The 18196-nt window shown below is 44.8% G+C and carries 10 protein-coding genes; 6 read left to right on the top strand and 4 right to left on the bottom strand.

What is annotated here, in order from left to right:
- The first annotated feature begins 136 nt into the window (after positions 1-136).
- The 6 genes from DEO27_RS12255 (at position 137) to DEO27_RS12230 (ending at position 10244) form a co-directional block, all read left to right on the top strand.
- Entirely contained in the window at positions 137-880 is a 744-nt protein-coding gene (locus DEO27_RS12255; protein ID WP_112565762.1) for a DeoR/GlpR family DNA-binding transcription regulator, read from the top strand.
- 264 nt (positions 881-1144) lie between these two features.
- Entirely contained in the window at positions 1145-1996 is an 852-nt protein-coding gene (locus DEO27_RS12250) for a phosphodiester glycosidase family protein (RefSeq protein ID WP_112565767.1), read from the top strand.
- A 20-nt stretch (positions 1997-2016) separates the two neighbouring features.
- On the top strand, positions 2017-3246 hold the full coding sequence (locus DEO27_RS12245; RefSeq protein WP_112565770.1) for an exo-beta-N-acetylmuramidase NamZ domain-containing protein: 1230 nt from the start codon (positions 2017-2019) through the stop codon (positions 3244-3246).
- 81 nt (positions 3247-3327) lie between these two features.
- Positions 3328-6594 carry a SusC/RagA family TonB-linked outer membrane protein gene (locus tag DEO27_RS12240; RefSeq protein ID WP_112565773.1) on the top strand — a complete coding sequence of 1089 codons (3267 nt, stop codon included), beginning with the start codon at positions 3328-3330 and terminating at the stop codon, positions 6592-6594.
- A gap of 18 nt (positions 6595-6612) precedes the next feature.
- A complete protein-coding gene (locus tag DEO27_RS12235; RefSeq protein ID WP_112565776.1) occupies positions 6613-8325 on the top strand; it encodes a RagB/SusD family nutrient uptake outer membrane protein in 1713 nt (570 codons plus the stop codon).
- 62 nt (positions 8326-8387) lie between these two features.
- Complete coding sequence (locus DEO27_RS12230) at positions 8388-10244, top strand: PQQ-binding-like beta-propeller repeat protein (protein WP_112565779.1); 1857 nt, start codon at positions 8388-8390, stop codon at positions 10242-10244.
- 8 nt (positions 10245-10252) lie between these two features.
- Here the strand turns inward: DEO27_RS12230 and DEO27_RS12225 are convergent, their stop codons facing one another.
- The 4 genes from DEO27_RS12225 to DEO27_RS12210 form a co-directional block, all read right to left on the bottom strand.
- Positions 10253-10756: a hypothetical protein gene (locus DEO27_RS12225; protein WP_112565782.1), complete on the bottom strand. Its 504-nt coding sequence runs from the start codon at positions 10754-10756 to the stop codon at positions 10253-10255.
- A 429-nt stretch (positions 10757-11185) separates the two neighbouring features.
- Positions 11186-11644: a MarR family winged helix-turn-helix transcriptional regulator gene (locus DEO27_RS12220; RefSeq protein ID WP_112565785.1), complete on the bottom strand. Its 459-nt coding sequence runs from the start codon at positions 11642-11644 to the stop codon at positions 11186-11188.
- 5 nt (positions 11645-11649) lie between these two features.
- The gene (locus DEO27_RS12215; protein WP_112565788.1) at positions 11650-14934 is read right to left on the bottom strand and encodes an efflux RND transporter permease subunit; all 3285 of its coding nucleotides are present in this window, start codon (positions 14932-14934) and stop codon (positions 11650-11652) included.
- A gap of 2 nt (positions 14935-14936) precedes the next feature.
- Positions 14937-18191: an efflux RND transporter permease subunit gene (locus DEO27_RS12210; protein WP_112565791.1), complete on the bottom strand. Its 3255-nt coding sequence runs from the start codon at positions 18189-18191 to the stop codon at positions 14937-14939.
- Positions 18192-18196: the final 5 nt, after the last annotated feature.

The following is an 18196-nucleotide window of genomic DNA, read 5'->3' as shown; positions in this document are numbered from 1 at the left end:
TCTGTGTTTTAAACCTGGTTGAATTTTGTTGTAACGTGCCTGTAAGTTCGCTGTCTTTTAAGGTGAATATTTTTATTCATAACAATTTAATATAATTACAATATATTGATCCTTAAAAACCAACAGTCACTTAACCATGTTAAAAGAAGAAAGACAGAACTTTATCATGAAGCAGTTGAACCTGCACAACAAGGTATTATCATCAGATTTATGCGCAAAGCTAAATGTATCAGAAGATACTATCAGGCGTGATTTGAATGAGCTTGCCAGTAATTCACAAATCAAAAAGGTTTACGGAGGCGCTATGTCTAAATCATTTTCGCACAGTACGGGGGTAAGGGAAACCTATGCACAGGAAGCCAAAAGGCAAATTGCCAAAAAAGCCTTAACACTTATTAGTGATGGCATGGTAGTACTTTTAGGCGGGGGCACAACTATTATTGAAATGGTGCGGATGATACCCAAAGATTTGAGGTGCACATTTTTTGTTGTTAGTCCGGTGGTGGCCATGGAGCTTATCGAGTATTCGGAATGTGAGGTTGTATTGTTAGGCGGAACATTACTGCACGACTCCTACATTGTTACAGGCTCGATGGTTGTTAATCAGCTTGCGGATATCAATGCTGATCTGTGTTTTTTAGGAACAAATGCCATATCGATGGAAAACGGCATTACCGATGCCATATGGGAAGTTGTTCAGGTTAAAAAAGCTATGATCAAATCGGCAACAAAAACAGCTATTGTGAGCATAGCAGAAAAACTTGATTCGCTCGAAAAAATGAAGGTCTGCAGCATAAATGAAATCAACTACCTCATAACCGATGCCAACCCCGGCGAAAGCGCGTTATCATCTTATTCAAAGGTACTTACTGTACTGTAACCACCTCTCCCGATAAAGTACAATTACCCCGCATAATCTTACTAACAAGAATTTTACAATAAGCGTTTTTTTGAAAAAATACACAGAGAAAGTAGCTTTTATGATGGTTTGAAATGCGGTTTTGTGCGTTATTTAATTTAATAGCGCACAAAACTTGCATTTTAACTTTACTTATTAGTTATATTTGGACACGGTTACTCATTTGTATGCGTGTTTATGCGTTATTTAAGCGGGTAATCTATCCAAGCCTTTATCTGTCATCGTATGCGTTTATCAGTCGTATTCGTGCTATTATTTGTGTTGTGTGCAGGAGAGGTATCCGCACAAACAGATTCTGTAAACTTTAAACGAGTAGAGTGGGAAACCAAACGATTGGCTCCCGGCATTCGTTTAAGGCAGGCATGGTTTAGGGGGAAAACGCTTTTTAAATCCAATCAATTTATCTCTGTTCTGGAGATTAAACCCAAAATCAAAAACAGGCTTAGCATCGCTTTTGAACCAAAAGTAAAAAGAACAACCAGCGATTTTGGTTCTGGCAGTATGGCCATCGCAGCTATCAACGGTACTTTTTTCGATGTGAAAAATGGTGGCTCGGTTGATTTTATACGGGCTGGCGGACAAATCATCAATGAAAATCATCTTGAGAAAAACAACACGCGGGCAAGGCACCAGCAAGCCGCGCTGGTAATAAAAAATGGCGCGTTGCACATTGACGAATGGGATGGCAGTACCGATTGGGAGAAAAACCTGGACGGCGAAGATGTGATGTTGACAGGGCCGCTGTTGTTACACAACGATAAGCAGGCAAAGCTGGATTCCAACACTTTCAACGTAGCACGGCACCCGAGATCAGCAATGGCGGTGACGGATAATAACAGGGTGTTGATGATCACGGTTGATGGCCGTGACGCTAACTCGGCAGGAATGAGCCTGTTTGAGTTGCGCCAGGTACTTCGCTGGCTGCACTGCCGGGATGGAGTAAACCTTGACGGCGGAGGTTCAACAACATTATGGACAAAAGCCCAGGGCGTTGTAAACTATCCGTCTGATAACGGAAAGTGGGATCATAAAGGGCAGCGAAGGGTTGCCAACGTAATATTGGTTAAAAGGAACTAACAATATAACTCTACCACCACATGAAAACAGCAATCCTTGCTTTAATGTTGACCCTTACCAGTTGGATAACAGGTCAGCAGCAACCCCGTTATGCACCGGATTTATCGCCGCCCGCATCAAAAAAAGCGCTCATTACCGGTGCCGATCAAACTGAAAAGTACCTTCCTTATTTAAGCGGCAAGAGGATAGGGATGGTGGTTAACCCTTCATCTCAAATTGGTGATAAGGCAAGTGTTGATAGCCTGAAAGCCCTTGGGGTAAATATTGTAAAGATCTTTGGCCCCGAGCATGGTTTCAGGGGGGATGCCAGCAACGGCGCAAAGGTTGATGACAGCGTTGATCCTAAAACGGGTATCCAGGTGGTATCGCTATACGGTAAAACAGGAAAGCCAAGTCCAAAAGATTTAAGTGAAGTTGACCTGATGATCTATGACCTGCAGGATGTGGGTGCCAGGTATTATACTTATCTGGCAACCTTGCACCGTGTTATGGAGGCCTGTGCGGAAAACGATAAGGAACTGCTGATACTTGACAGGCCAAATCCCAACGGTTACATGGTTGATGGTCCGGTGCTTGACATGAAACTGAAATCGGGCATAGGGTTTCACCCGGTGCCAATCGCCCACGGAATGACGGTAGGCGAGTATGCCCAAATGATTAACGGCGAGGGCTGGCTTGCCAATGGTGTTAAATGCCGTTTGAAAATTATTACGATAGCCAATTACAAGCATAGTATGCCCTATACGCTTCCGGTACATCCTTCACCAAACTTAAATACCCAGCAATCTATCTTATTATATCCTTCGTTGTGCCTGTTCGAAGGTACAATCATCAGTCAGGGCAGGGGTACTTATTTTCCGTTCACGGTTTTAGGTAATCCCGATTTGAAAGGTCAATACGGGTTTTCATTTACTCCTGTAGGCATCAAAGGTATGAGTGAAACACCGCTGTTTGAAAACCAGGAATGTTTTGGCCTTGATCTCAGGAATTACGATACCCAAAAAATGGTTAAAAGCAAGCAAATTAACCTGAGCTGGCTCATTGAAATGTATAAAGCCTATCCTTATAAAGACCGCTTTTTTGATTTCAAACAAAGTAAACAGATCGGAAACTTTGATAAGCTGGCCGGCACAACTGATCTGAAAGAACAGATCATAGCCGGTAAAACCGAAGACGAGATCAGGAAAAGCTGGGAACCTAAACTAAACCAGTTTAAGAAAATGCGCAAGCAATACCTGCTCTATCCCTGATCATATTGAAACTTAACAAAAACTATATAAAAATCGCAGCCCAAAGTTTTCAAATCAAACACTACTAAGACAAAACAATTCATGAAAAAAAAGCTACTTAACCTGCTTCTGGTTCTGTTGTTTTTTTGCGTGCAGGCCTTTGCCCAGCAAAAAACAATAACCGGAAAAGTAACTTCAGCGGACGACGGAAAACCGCTTCCGGGAGTTTCAATTAAAATTAAGGGAACCCCCAACGGGGTAATTACCGATGGTAACGGATCGTACTCCATTCAAGCCTCAGGCGGACAGGTGCTGGTATTCAGCTTTATCAGCTTTGCCACACAAGAGGTAACCGTAAAGGATGGGGCAACTATCAATGTTAAACTTGGAGCCGATACCAAATCATTGAATGAGGTGGTGGTGGTAGGCTACGGAACACAAAAACGGGCCAACTTAACAGGGGCGGTTGCTACTGTAGATACCAAGGTTTTACAATCACGCCCTATTACCGATGTGGCCCGTGGTCTACAAGGCGTTGTGCCGGGCTTAACCATTACAACCGCTACCGGCGATTTGGGTACCGACCCCAAGATCAGGTTGCGTGGCCTGGTGGGCTCTATAAATACCGGCGCGGCAGGGGCAGCTCCGCTGATATTGGTAGACAACGTAGAGATCCCAAGTCTTCAATTAATTAATCCTGATGATATCGAGTCTATATCGGTATTAAAAGATGCGGCATCATCTTCAATTTATGGTGCCCGTGGCGCGTTTGGTGTTATTTTGGTTACTACCAAGACTGGTAAACGGAACGGTACCAACAGGATCACATACTCTAATAACTTCGCATGGTCATCGCCTACAAAACAACTGGAATTGGCTTCGGCGGCAGATAACTCGCAAGCTTCATTAACGGCGCTGCAGCGTTTTAACCCTAACACCTCGTCATATAGCATTATCGGTTACTCTGTAGATCAGGCATCCATCCAAAAAATGCGTGATTGGGAAACGCAGTATGGCAGTCAGAATTTAGGCCCGGAAATGGTTCAGGGACGTGACTTTGATATCATAGGCGGTAAATTATACTTTTATCGCTCCTGGGATGCGGGTAAAATGTATCTAAAAGATTGGACTCCGCAACAGTCGCACAACGTAGGCATCAGTGGCGGCAGCGAAAAGATCAATTACAATCTCGGCCTCGGTTACCTCGGGCAAACCGGTGTATTAAAAGTAAACCCCGATCAGTTTGACCGTTATAATTTTTCGCTTGGCGTAGGTGCAAGTCCAACCAAATGGCTTGATGCACGTGCCAAAGTAATTTTGTCGAGTACGGACACTAAAACGCCGTTTATCTTTTCGGCAAGTCAATATGGCCCGTACTATTACCTTTATCGCTGGCCGGCAAACTATCCTTACGGTACTTACAATGGGTTGCCTTTCAGGAGCGCTGTAACAGAAGTGCAGCAGGCCAAAAGAGATGACGATAAAAACAACCTGTCAAGAGTTTCGATTGGCGGTACCTTAAAAATTTTACCAGGCTTTACTGTTGACGCGGATTATACCTATACCGGCACCAATGAGCACCTGCATCAAACAGGTGGTAATACCAACGCTTATGATTTTTGGTCGTTTAACGGTACGGCGTTAAACTATACAGGTTATCAAAGCGCCTCGTACAACAAAGCCCGGTACTACTCTTACTGGAACACTGTTAATACCGGTAAATTATTCGGTACTTATAACAAAAGCATTGGCGATCATTCTTTTAAAGCAATTTTAGGATCTGATATCGAGCTTAACCAGTATACAAGCCAATCATCGGAAAGAAGAAACCTGCTTGATCCTAACTTTGGAGAGGTAAACCTTGCCACCGGCGATCAATTTGCCACGTCATCAGATGGGCATTACTCAACGCTTGGTTTTTTCGGGCGTATTAATTATGCTTATAAGGATAAATTCCTGCTCGAACTTAACGGAAGAAAAGATGGTTCATCGCGTTTTCCGGTAAATCAGCTATACGGTTTCTTCCCTTCAGCATCGGCAGGCTACGTATTGAGCAAAGAAAACTACATGGATTGGAGTAAAGGTTTTCTTTCATTCCTGAAAGTGAGGGCATCATATGGTTCAATAGGTAGCCAGGTGATAGGCAGTAATAATTTCAGGTCGCTACTCACCGCCCAAAACTCTGGCTGGATATTACCGTCGGGCAATGCAACGACATTGACTACACCAAGTGCGCTTTCGCCAAGTTTAACCTGGGAAACTATCCGCACTGCCGACCTGGGTTTGGATGCCCGCTTTTTAAATGATGAACTGGGCTTAACATTTGATGTTTACAACAGGACTACCAGCAACATGATCGGTCCGGGTGTAACGCTGCCAAGTTCATTCGGCGCTGCTTCTCCAACCCGTAATTACGGAGAGTTGCAGGGTAAAGGCTGGGAATTGGCTATCGATTATAATCATACATTTAGTGGCGGCTTCCATTTCAGCGCTACCGCCACACTATCGGATGCGCAGGAAACAATTACCAAATTTGCCAACACAACCCTTGCATTGCCCGCGCCAATTGCCGGTTTAAATACATCATATTATAAAGGTATGAAACTGGGTGAGATATGGGGCTTTGAAACTGACAGGTTATTTACCCAGAATGATTTCTCGGGTAAAGATGCTGCCGGGCATTATATCTACGCGCAGGGCGTTCCGTCACAAAGTAAGCTTGAAAGCGGCTCATTTTACTTTGGCCCCGGCGATGTTAAATACAAAGACCTGAACGGTGACGGTGTTATTTATTACGGTAGTAATACAGTTGACGATCATGGCGATAAAAAGATCATCGGTAACTCAACCCCACGTTATCAATACGGATTAAGGTTATCAGCAGATTGGAAAGGTTTTGACCTGAATGTATATTTTCAGGGAGTAGGTAAACGCCAGCTATGGGCCAGCGGTCCGGTGGTGTTCCCGGGTTTCAGGGCAGCTGAGGGATGGTATTCGTACCAGATGAATTATTGGACACCAAGCAATCCTAACGCGTTCTATCCAACACCAACTGATTATGGTGCCGCCGTTGATAAGTGGGATTATCAGCCTCAAACCCGCTATTTGTTAAATATGGCTTACCTGCGCCTCAAAAATTTAAACCTGGGTTATTCATTTAATAAAGCCGTTACCAGGCGCTTAGGCATTGAAAGGTTACGCGTATTCTTCAGCGGTGAAAACATCCTAACCTTCGATCATTTGGGTAATATCCCAATCGATCCGGAAGTCGACTTTTCACAAACCCAGATAGATAATGACCGCGCCGGTTTCGGTCGTGTTTATCCTTACAGAAAAACCTATTCAATGGGATTACAGGTAACATTTTAAAAATTCAGAAAGCAGATTATGAAAACGATAAAATATTTAATGTTAGGCTTGATCCTTGGTTCATTAGGATGCAAAAAGGCCGATGATTTTTTAACCAAACCGCCGCTTGATCAGTTTACAGATGATACCTATTGGACAAGCGAGGGCAACGTGCGTACGTTTGCTTTTGGTTTTTATCCAACCTATTTTGTTGGCTATGCTTCAGGTTTTGACCTTAGCTGGGGAGGATATTTCTCTGGCGAAAGCTTGAACGATGATTTTGCTCCTACAACGCCTACTACTTTTACCAAAAATGTACCTGCTACGGGTGGCGGATGGTCATTCTCAAATATCCGTAGGGCTAATTTGTTTATTAACCGTATCCAAACCGTTAAAATGCCCGATGAGGCCATTAAGCACTGGACTGGTGTAGCTCGTTTTTTCCGCGGACTGGAGTATGCAAACAAAGTGAAAGCTTTTGGCGATTATCCATGGTATGGTAAAGTATTGCTGGAAACAGACACAAAAGAACTTTATCGTCCGCGCGATCCTCGTACCACGGTGATGGACAGCGTACTGGCCGATTTTAATTACGCGGCTGCCAATGTGCGTACTGTCGATGCAGGAACTGGTCCGCAGGGATTGATAGTGAACAGGTATGTGGTACTGGCCTTCATGTCGCGTGTGTTTTTGTTTGAAGGTGCATGGGAAAAATACCAGGCCAATAACCAGGCAAAAGCGACTGAGTATTTTACAGCGGCAAAATGGGCTGCCAACGAGGTGATCACTAAAGGAGGCTACTTAGTTGGCCCGGATTACCGTAAATTGTTTAACTCACTTGATTTGACAGGTAACCCTGAGATCATCCTTTACAGAAAATATCAAACCGGTTTACTAACGCATAGTCTGGAAAGCTATGTAAATAATGAGCCGCAAACAGGCGCTTCAAAAAACGCTTTAGATGCTTACCTGTGTAAAGATGGCTTACCTATTGGTGTATCGCCACTTTATAACGGCGATAAAACTGTGAGTGATTTGATGACCGATAGGGATCCAAGGATCAGCGCTACGTTTGTGCCAACTGTGAGATTAAACGGGGTAGTATCTAACTATTCATCATCGGGCTATGCTGTATTGAAGTTTTTTAATGAAGATATTAAAGACCTTACCGATGGTAACAGCAATTTAAATGATACCCGGGCCCCGGTGATCCGTTATGGCGAAGTGTTGATAAACTATGCTGAAGCCACTGCTGAGCTGGGTACTTTAACTCAAGCCGATCTGGATGTGTCTATCAATAAATTGCGTAAACGTACCGGTATTGGTATGCCTGCTTTACAGGTAATTGGTGATCAGCCCGCCGTGAATGGCGCTGTTTATGATGATCCAAAACGTGATCCAGCTGTACCGTCGTTGCTGTGGGAAGTACGCCGTGAACGCCGTATCGAGTTAATGATGGAAGGTTTCAGGAATGACGACCTTAAGAAATGGAAAAAGTATGCCTATCTTGATACACAGGGCAACCCGGATATTAACTTAGGTGCCTGGATAAAAAGGGCCGACTATCCTAAAACCTTATCTGTGGCTATCCAAAACAACGCCGACGAGGGCTATGTAGTTCCGGCTACCAAGTCCGAAACACAAAGGATTTTTAATGATCCGAAGGTTTATTTAAGTCCGTTGCCCTTAGATCAGATCAAGCTTTATAAAGATCAGGGTGTTGAGCTGAAGCAGAACCCGGGTTGGCAATAAACATAATCTAAACTCAAACCCTTCCTGCTTGCCAGGGAGGGTTTTGTATAATTACAGGACCTATGAGATATCAAAAATTAACTATCCTTTTATTGGCACTGTTGTTTGCAGCGGGTATTAGCCGGGCGCAGTCGTTCAAATTTGCCCTGGTGTCTGATACGCATGTCAATATCGGAAACCCGACGGCGGCCGAAGATCTGCGCAGGACGGTAAAGGATATCAATAACAACACTGATTTGAAATTTGTAGTCATCACCGGCGATATAACTGAGTTTGGCGCGGATGACGAACTTAAACTGGCTAAACAAATTCTGGATAGCCTTAACAAGAAATGGTATATCATTCCCGGTAATCATGATGCCAACTGGTCCGAAAGTGGAAGCAATACCTTTCGCCGTGTTTTTGGTTCCGAAACTTTCGCGTTTAATTATGGCGGCTACCTTTTTGCGGGTACCAGCTCTGGCCCCAACATGCGCATGGGGCCAGGCCAGGTGCCAAGGGAAAATATTGTATGGCTCGACTCAGTTTTAAACCGTACCTCTCGTCAAACGCCGCTCATTTACCTGAACCATTATCCGCAGGATTCGGCACAGAATAACTGGTATACGGTAATCAATAAGCTCAAAACCAAAAACATCCAGATGATATTATGCGGACACGGGCATAATAATCATAGTTATACTTTTGATGGGATTTCCGGCGTAATGGGACGATCAAACCTTAGGGCTAAGGATAGTGTTGGCGGCTATAACATTGTAACCATTGCCAACGGAAAGGCCACTTTTGAAGAACGTAAGCCAGGTATAGAAACCAAACCGCAATGGGCTTCGGTCGATCTGTTTGACCATCATTTTGAAAAAGATACGGCGCACTACTATCGCCCTTCATATGAAGTTAATAAGGGAACTAAGGTTAAAGTTTTGTGGACTTACCAGGATCAGAGTGACGTAGGGGCAGGGATGGCTATCGCCAACAATAACATCATCCTTACGGATACCAAAGGCCTGATATACGCCCTCAACAGAGCCAACGGAAAACGCGTTTGGGCGTACGCTACCGGCGGTAAAATATATTCAACCCCAAGTGTGTCCAATAATTACGTGATGGCAGGCTCATCCGATAAATATATTTATTGCCTCAATGCAGCTACCGGTAAATTGGTTTGGAAAAGCGCTGCCGAAAAAGCTGTTATCGCGTCGTCGGTAATTAAAAATAACGTGGTTTACATTGGCGCATCCGACGGTCATTTCCGGGCTTTTAATTTAGTTACCGGCAGGCTGGTGTGGGATTTTGACCAGGTAAAGGGCTTTGTTGTAACCAAACCGCTCATTTACCAGAATAAAATATATTTTGGCTGCTGGGCAAATGATTTTTACGCGCTTGATGTTGTCACTGGCAAACTGGTATGGAAATGGAGTAACGGTTCATCAAACCGCATGTTCTCGCCGGCCGCGTGCTACCCGGTGGCTGCTAACAACCGTGTGTTTATTGTAGCGCCCGATCAGTACATGACTTCCTTAGATGCTGCCACCGGCAAAGTTTTATGGCGCGAAAAAATGCGTGGCAAAAGGGTAAGGGAATCAATGGGGATTTCGGCAGACAGCGCTTTAGTTTACGTGAAGATCATGGACGGCCAGTTGCTCGGGATCTCGACTAAAGGCGATAGTATGCAAATTGCCTGGACTGCCAATTTACAATTGCCCTATGAGCTTTGTCCGTCGGCTATAGTAGAAGATGCCGGCGTGGTTTACGTGCCTACCCATTCGGGTATCGCTTATGCGGTAGATCGTAACAACGGCAACGTATTGTGGAAATACAAAGTATCCAACTGTTTGGTGAACCCGATATTGCCGTACAAAAATACGGTATATGTAAGTACGACAGATGGAAAGGTGGATGCTTTGCAAGGCCCAAGATAGTATGTTGGTTATTTGACTCTGTTGATCTTCAATATTCTGACCCGGTTATATTGTTGCAGTAGTATAGGGTAGAAGTTATAAAAGATGTTGCTTATGGTGATGAGTAGAAATTGAAGATAGTAGCCCTTTGTAAGGGTTATAATACTGGTAAGCAAAAAGAAAATGAGACACATAAAATGATAGCGCTCATACATCATAATGGTTTTAAGATAATTTGCCGGGGCGGCGCCGTTGCGTATAACACGATATCGCGGATCGCTTGTTCGTGCCAGTTGGTTCGCAAAATCGCCATGCTGAACAAACTTGCGGATAAACCTGATGCCGAAGCGCTCATAAAATTTAGTGTTGCTGCTTAACTGTAAATGATCAGCTACTTTTTGAGGTAGGATGACCGGAATGATACTTACTATTAAAAACAAATAGAACCAGGTAGATAAACCTGCAGAAACCCAATAGGACACCACCGCTGTAAAGCCAAGGATTGTCCAGAAGAAATTGATGAATTGGTTCATATTGATTTCAGGTTCGATTCTAATATCGTTCTTTAATGCCTCAATATAAAATTAAAGGTGCACCTGATCAATTACGACCAACGTTGTTGCGGAGATTAAAAGAGATGTATGAGTTTGCCTTTCTTGAAAATGATGATAAGTATTTATACCCTTTGGTCTTAATTCCCCGTAGGGGATACCTGTTTGTAGAATACGAAAATAATAACCTTTTGCCTCGTAGAGGCTACCTTGTCTAACTAAGCCCTTCCGTCGGGTAGCACCTACGGCGCAAAAATATTAAAAATATTTTTCTACAAATAGGTAGCACCTGACGGTGCATATCTACAACAGTTCAAATTATAATTAAAAAATCGAGTTTAATGATAATAATAAAGCCGCTCCTCCTCATGGAACGGCTTTATTATTGTGTTACGCTATCGAATGAAAAAGCTATTGATCACTCTCCGGAGGTTTTTTTCCGGTTTTGTTCTTCGTCAGGTTTTGCATCATCGCTTCAGCTACTTCTGTAAAAACTATCAGTTTTTCTTCACTGATGCCGGTGTTTGCAAGCTCATTGATCTCCATAACTTTTTGTTCGATGTAAGGAATAATCTTTAACGCGTTTGGCGATAGCGAAATAAGATGTTGCCGCCTGTCGGCCGGATTGGTTTTTACCAAAACTATCTTGCTTTCCTCCATCGAAAAAATGATGTGGGCAACGCGTGATTTATCAATGTGCAATAACTCAGCTAATTGATTCTGAGTAATTGGTTTTTGCTGTTTGGCCAACATCAGCAACACCTCAAAATGATGATTTGCATCTATTGATGACAGTTCACGGGAGAGGTTTCTTGTATAAAGGTGATTAATCAGCCTTAAATTTTGCGATAGCAGTTCTGTGTTTTTCATAAATGCTATTGATTGTTTTCTTTAATCGATGCCTTGTATTCATTATGCGCGGCATGAGCTTCAGCGATATCATATTCCAGCTCGGGGTCGATATTCTGCGCTTCTACTTTCCTGGCTTTTTCCATCAATTCTTCATGGTGGGCCTGTAAATACTCAAGCTGTTTTTTCCCGTAGGATAAGCGCGTGAATAGCACAAAAAGCACTGGAACGATGAATATTGAAATGGTGGACGACGCTATCATTCCTCCCAAAACGGTTACGCCGATAGTATTGCGCGATTCGGCACCGGCACCTGTTGCCAGCACTAACGGCAGTACGCCAAGGATAAATGCCAGCGAGGTCATGATGATGGGCCGCAACCTGAGCCTTACAGCTTCAAGGGTTGATTTGATGAGTTCTTCGCCACGGTCAACCCTGATCTTGGCAAATTCTACAATAAGGATTGCATTTTTGGCCGAGAGACCTATTAGCGTGATCAAGCCTATTTGCGCGTACACGTTGTTGGTGATGGTTGGCACTATGGTAAGCGCCAGGATTGCTCCAAACGCGCTTATCGGCACCGCCAGCATTACCGAAAAAGGTACCGACCAGCTTTCATACAAAGCAGCCAAAAACAGAAATACGAATATAATGGAGAAAAGGAAGATATAAACCGTGGTTGATCCCGCCTTTAACTCCTCATAGCTCAACCCCGAAAACTCATAGGTATAACCTCGTGGCAGAGTTTTAGCGGCTAATTCCTTCAATGCTTCAATGGCCTGTCCGCTACTATATCCCGGTGGAATGGAACCATCAACCTCCGCCGAGCGGAAAATATTAAAGTGGCTGATCAACGGGGCAGCTACTATCGGTTTATAGCTGATTACTGCACTTAACGGAAGCATCTGCCCCGCAGAGTTTCGCACATAATATTTATTCATGTTGGATATCAGCGCACGATAGGCAGTATCTGCCTGCACAACCACGTGATAGGTACGGTTATACAAGGTAAAGTTGTTGACAAACAAACTGCCCATGTAAGCCTGCATAGTCGAGAAAACGTCTGAGATGTTGATGCCCAGCTTTTCGCATTTTTCCCTGTCTACATTTAATTGATAACTTGGGGTATGTGCAGAGAAGTAGCTGTATGCACCTGCCGTTGCCGGGGTAGCTTTTGCCGCGGCTACAAACTTTTTAACCACTTTTTCAAAGGTGTAAATATCATCGGTGGAGTTACCCTGCTCAATCTGCATGCTAAAACCGGCCGCCTGGCCAATACCCCTGATGGGTGGCGGCTGCGCAACAACTACGTTCGCGTTTTTGATCCCAGCTTTGGCTATCTTCTTTTTAATGACATCCATTAGCCCGGGTACACGTGTATCCGGGGTGGTACGGTCATCCCACGGCGTAAGCATGCAAAACATGGAACCATTGTTGGAGTTTGCACCACCGTTAAGAATATTGAAGCCAGATATAGCCGTGTAATGCATAATGCCCGGTGTTGAAGCCACAATTTTCATCAGCTTGTTCATCACATTAACCGATTGGATGGTTGATGAAGCCTCGGGCAATTGATAGGTAACATAAAGCCGTCCACCATCCTCGGCCGGAACAAATCCCGATGGTTTTACTTTGAACAATAGGTAAGTTCCCGCACAGATACAAACCAACAATACGACAATGTACCTTGCCCCCTTAATGCTGCGGTGTACACCGTTGGTGTATTTGAAAGTTAGCTTTTCAAACATCTGGTTAAAGCTCCTAAAAAACCTGTCGAGCCAGTTTGATTTGTCCGTTACCGGCTTGGTGGGTTTTAGCAGTAAAGTACAAAGGGCAGGGGTTAAGGATAAAGCGATGAATGCGGAAAGCATTACCGATATGGCAATAGTAATAGCAAACTGCTGGTATAATCGTCCGACGATACCGGGGATAAAGCCTACCGGCACAAACACCGAGGCCAAGATAAGTGCGATAGCGACTACCGGTGCCGAAATCTCCTTCATGGCATGATAGGTAGCCTCTTTGGGCGACATATGCTTTTCATCAATGTAATGCTGCACGGCTTCCACCACAATAATGGCATCGTCTACCACAATACCGATAGCCAATACAAAACCAAACATGGTTAGCGTGTTTATGGTAAAGCCTAAAGGAATGAAGAAGATAAAGGTTGCCAGTATCGATACCGGAATAGCCAAAATAGGGATGATTGTCGACCGCCAGTTTTGGAGGAAAAGGAATACCACAATAGCTACGAGAATGAGCGCTTTAATAAGTGTACCCACTACTTCATCCATCGATACCTTGATAATGGTAACCGATTCAAAAGGCACCACAAAATCAACATCCTTAGGGAACGATTTTTTTAATTTGGCTAAAGCGGCATAAACGTTTTCGGCAGTTTGCAGGGCGTTACTTCCCGGTGATTGATAGATCTGGATGGTAGAAGCCCGGTTGCCATCGACAAAAGCATTGCTGGAAAAAGTAAACTTGCCCAGCTCAACCCTTGCCACATCTTTGAGGTGTACCAACTGACTGGTACCGGGAATGCTTTTCACTACTATGTTTTCATAGTCCTTCACCTTATTGAGCATGCCGTTAACCAAAATGCCTGTTTCAAAGGTTTGAGAGGCATCCTGCGGAGGTGCACCAACGGAACCCGCTGCTACGTACACGTTTTGAGCATTTAAGGCCGCGGTTATTTCGGCAGGGGTTAAGCCGTAGGATGCCATCTTATCCGGGTTCATCCAGATCCTCATACTGAAGTTATCGGTACGGGCGCTTACGTCGCCAACGCCCGGTACACGCAGTATGGCATCCTGTATAAAGGTGCTCGTGTAGTTGTCCAGGAAGGTAATATTATGGCTATGCTTCGGCGAGTAAATAGCCACCAGCATTAACTGATCGGGATTACTGGCACGTACCGTTAACCCCAATTTACTTACTACCGATGGTAACAGGGGAGCGGCAATACCTACACGGTTTTGAACGTTAAGTGCTGCGATATGTACGTTAGTGCCTATTTTAAAAGTCACCCTGATGCCCATACTACCGCTGTTAGTACTGGTGCTGGTCATGTATTCCATGCCAGGGGTACCGTTTACCTGTTCCTCAATAGGGGTGGCTATATTTTGCTCCACCGTTTGGGCATCGGCACCGGTGTACGACCCGTTAACCGATACACTTGGCGGCGATATGTTGGGGTACTGATCAACCGCGAGGTTAAACAGGCATATCACCCCGGCAATCATCAGCACCAGCGATATCACTATGGCGGTTACGGGCCTTTTTATAAATGTATTTGAAATCATCCTTAATTAGCTTTATGTAATGCACGGGATTTTTCAATCTCATATTCCAACTCGGGGTCGATACTCTGAGCCTCTACTTTTTTAGCTTTTTCTTTCAGGTCTTCTTTGTGGGCTTGGAGATATTCCAGTTTTTCTTTGCCATAAGAGAAGCGGGTAATGAGCACAAACAATACAGGCACTATAAAAATTGCCAGTGTTGATGCCGCAATCATACCGCCTAAAACCGTATAACCAATTGTGCGGCGGGCCACAGCGCCCGCGCCGGTTGCCAATACAAGCGGCAATACGCCTAACACAAAAGCGAGGGAGGTCATGATGATTGGCCGCAAACGCAGGCTCACTGCTTCCAGTGTAGATTTAATGAGCTCTTCGCCCATATCAACCCTAACCTTGGCAAACTCTACAATCAGGATGGCGTTTTTGGCCGCAAGCCCGATGAGCGTGATCAATCCTATTTGAGCGTATACGTTATTGGTTAAACTGGGTACCAGTACCAAAGCAAGGATAGCTCCCATGGCGCCAATAGGCACAGCTAAGAGTACTGAAAAGGGTACCGACCAACTTTCATACAGCGCTGCCAGGAACAGGAACACGAAGGTGATAGAAAACAGGAAGATGTAAATGGTAGTTGAACCCGCCTTGATCTCCTCGTAACTCAATCCCGAAAATTCATAATCATAACCTTCAGGTAAAACGCGTTTAGCCAGTTCCTGCATGGCCTGGATAGCCTCGCCACTGCTATGGCCTTCTGCCGCGGAACCGTCAACCTCCGCGGTACGGAAGATATTGAAGTGGGAGATAAGCGGTGGCGCGTCAACCGGTTTATAGCTCATGAGCGTACCTAATGGTACCATTTCGCCACCCTGGTTACGCACGTAATACTTATCCATATTGGCTACCACTTTGCGGAACGCCGTATCGGCCTGCACCACTACGTGGAAGGTGCGGTTATAGGTAGTGAAGTCATTGATATAGAGGCTACCCATATATGCCTGGATGGTGGTGAATACATCGGCCACGTTAACACCTAACTTTTCGCATTTTTCCCTGTCTACCGTTAAGCTATAGTTAGGTGTGTGCGAAGTATAGAAGGTGAACGCTTTGGATATAACCGGATTTTTGTTAGCCTCGGTCACAAAATTGTCAACCACTTTTTGAAAGGCCTGCAAATTATCGGTAGTGCTGCGTTGTTCTATCTGCAGACTGAAACCTACGGTTGTACCAATGCCCGGCAGTGGCGATGGTTGGATCACCTCCACATTGGCATCCTTTATCCCGGCGTCCGAAATTCTTTTTTGCAATTCGCCGATGATGCCCGGTACCTGTTCGGTTTCTTTACCGCGTTCATCCCATGGGGCAAGCTGGCAATAAATGGTACCGTTATTAGAGTTGCTGGCATTGGTTACTACGTTCAATCCGGATAATGCCGCATAATGCGCCACACCGGGCGTGGAGCCGATAACCTTCATCAGTTTAGACATTACCTCGACCGATCTTGCGGTAGATGAGGCAGGTGGTAGCTGATAAGTTACGTACAAATTGCCATCGTCTTCTGAGGGGATAAAGCCCGATGGTTTGCCCTGGAAGAGGAAATAGGTGCCAACGCAGATACAGATCAGGATGATGATCACAAAGCGCGATGCCTTGATACTTTTTCGTACCCCTTCGGTATAGCTGGCGGTTACCCGCTCAAACCAGCTGTTAAACTTGAAGAAAAACTTATTGATGCCTTTTGCTTCGCCATCAATATGGGTTGGTTTTAGCAGTAGGGTACACAAGGCAGGGGTTAGTGATAGGGCGATAAATGCCGATATCATAACCGAAATGGCTATAGTGATGGCAAACTGTTGGTATAAGCGGCCCACAATACCGGGGATAAAGCCAACCGGTACAAATACTGCCGCCAATATCAACGCGATGGCTATAACCGGCGCCGAAATATCCTTCATGGCCTGATAGGTAGCCTCCTTGGCCGACATGCCGTCATGATCAATATAATGTTGCACCGCTTCAACCACAATAATGGCGTCATCTACCACAATACCAATAGCCAGTACGAAGCCAAACATGGTGAGCGTATTGATGGTAAAGCCGAGCGGTATAAAAAAACAAAACGTACCGAAGATAGAAACCGGGATAGCGAGGACCGGGATCAATGTCGATCTCCAATTTTGAAGGAACAGGAATACCACCACAGCTACCAATCCTAATGTTTTCAGTAAGGTGCCTACCACATCTTCCATCGAAACTTTTACCACGGTAACCGATTCAAACGGTACCCGATATTCAACATCCGAGGGGAAATTGGTTTTTAATTTAGCAAGGGCGGCGTATACTCCGTTAGCTGTTTCAAGCGCATTACTACCAGGGGCCTGGTAAATTTGAAGGTAGGAAGCTTTGTGCCCGTCTACAAACGAATTGCTGGAGAAGGTAAATTTACCCAGTTCAACCCTGGCTACATCTTTAAGGTAAACCAGTTGACCGGTTGCCGGTATGGTTTTTACAATGATCTTTTCAAACTCCGATACCTTGCTGAGCCTGCCGTTTACCAGGATGCCCAGCTCATAGGTTTGACTGGATGCTTGTGGCGGCACGCCCGCGGTTCCCGCTGCTACCTGCACGTTTTGGGCGTTGAGGGCTGTAATAACGTCTTGAGGGGTTAAGCTGTAAGCCGCCATTTTATCCGGGTTCATCCAGATCCTCATACTGAAGTCATCCGTAAAGCGGTTAATACTACCCACGCCCGGTACACGCAGAAGTGCGTCCTGGATAAATATGTTGGTGTAGTTATCTAAAAACGTGATGTTATGTGTGCCTTTTGGGGCGTAAATAGCCACCATCATGAGCATACTTGGATTTACGGCTCGTACAGTGAGGCCAAGTCTGCTCACCACGGCAGGCAATAGCGGCGTAGCAATACTAACCCTGTTTTGAACATCAAGAGCGGCAACGTCAATGTCGGTACCCATTTTAAAGGTTACGTTCATGCTCATTTGTCCGTTGTTTGTATTGTTGCTCTGCATGTATTCCATGCCGGGCGTTCCGTTCACCTGCTCTTCTATGGGAGTGGCTACGGTTTGTTCAACCGTTTGCGCGTCGGCACCGGTAAATTGCCCGTTAACCTGTACAACAGGCGGCGTAATATCGGGATACTGGTCTATCGGTAACATGAGGATGCTCACGGTACCGGTAATGATCAATACTATAGATATTACGATAGCTGTTACAGGTCTTTTTATAAATGTATTAGCGATCATAGGAT

The sequence above is a fragment of the Mucilaginibacter rubeus genome (assembly GCF_003286415.2).
Taxonomy (GTDB): Bacteria; Bacteroidota; Bacteroidia; order Sphingobacteriales; family Sphingobacteriaceae; genus Mucilaginibacter; species Mucilaginibacter rubeus_A.
This window is presented reverse-complemented; position numbering and strand designations above follow the sequence as displayed.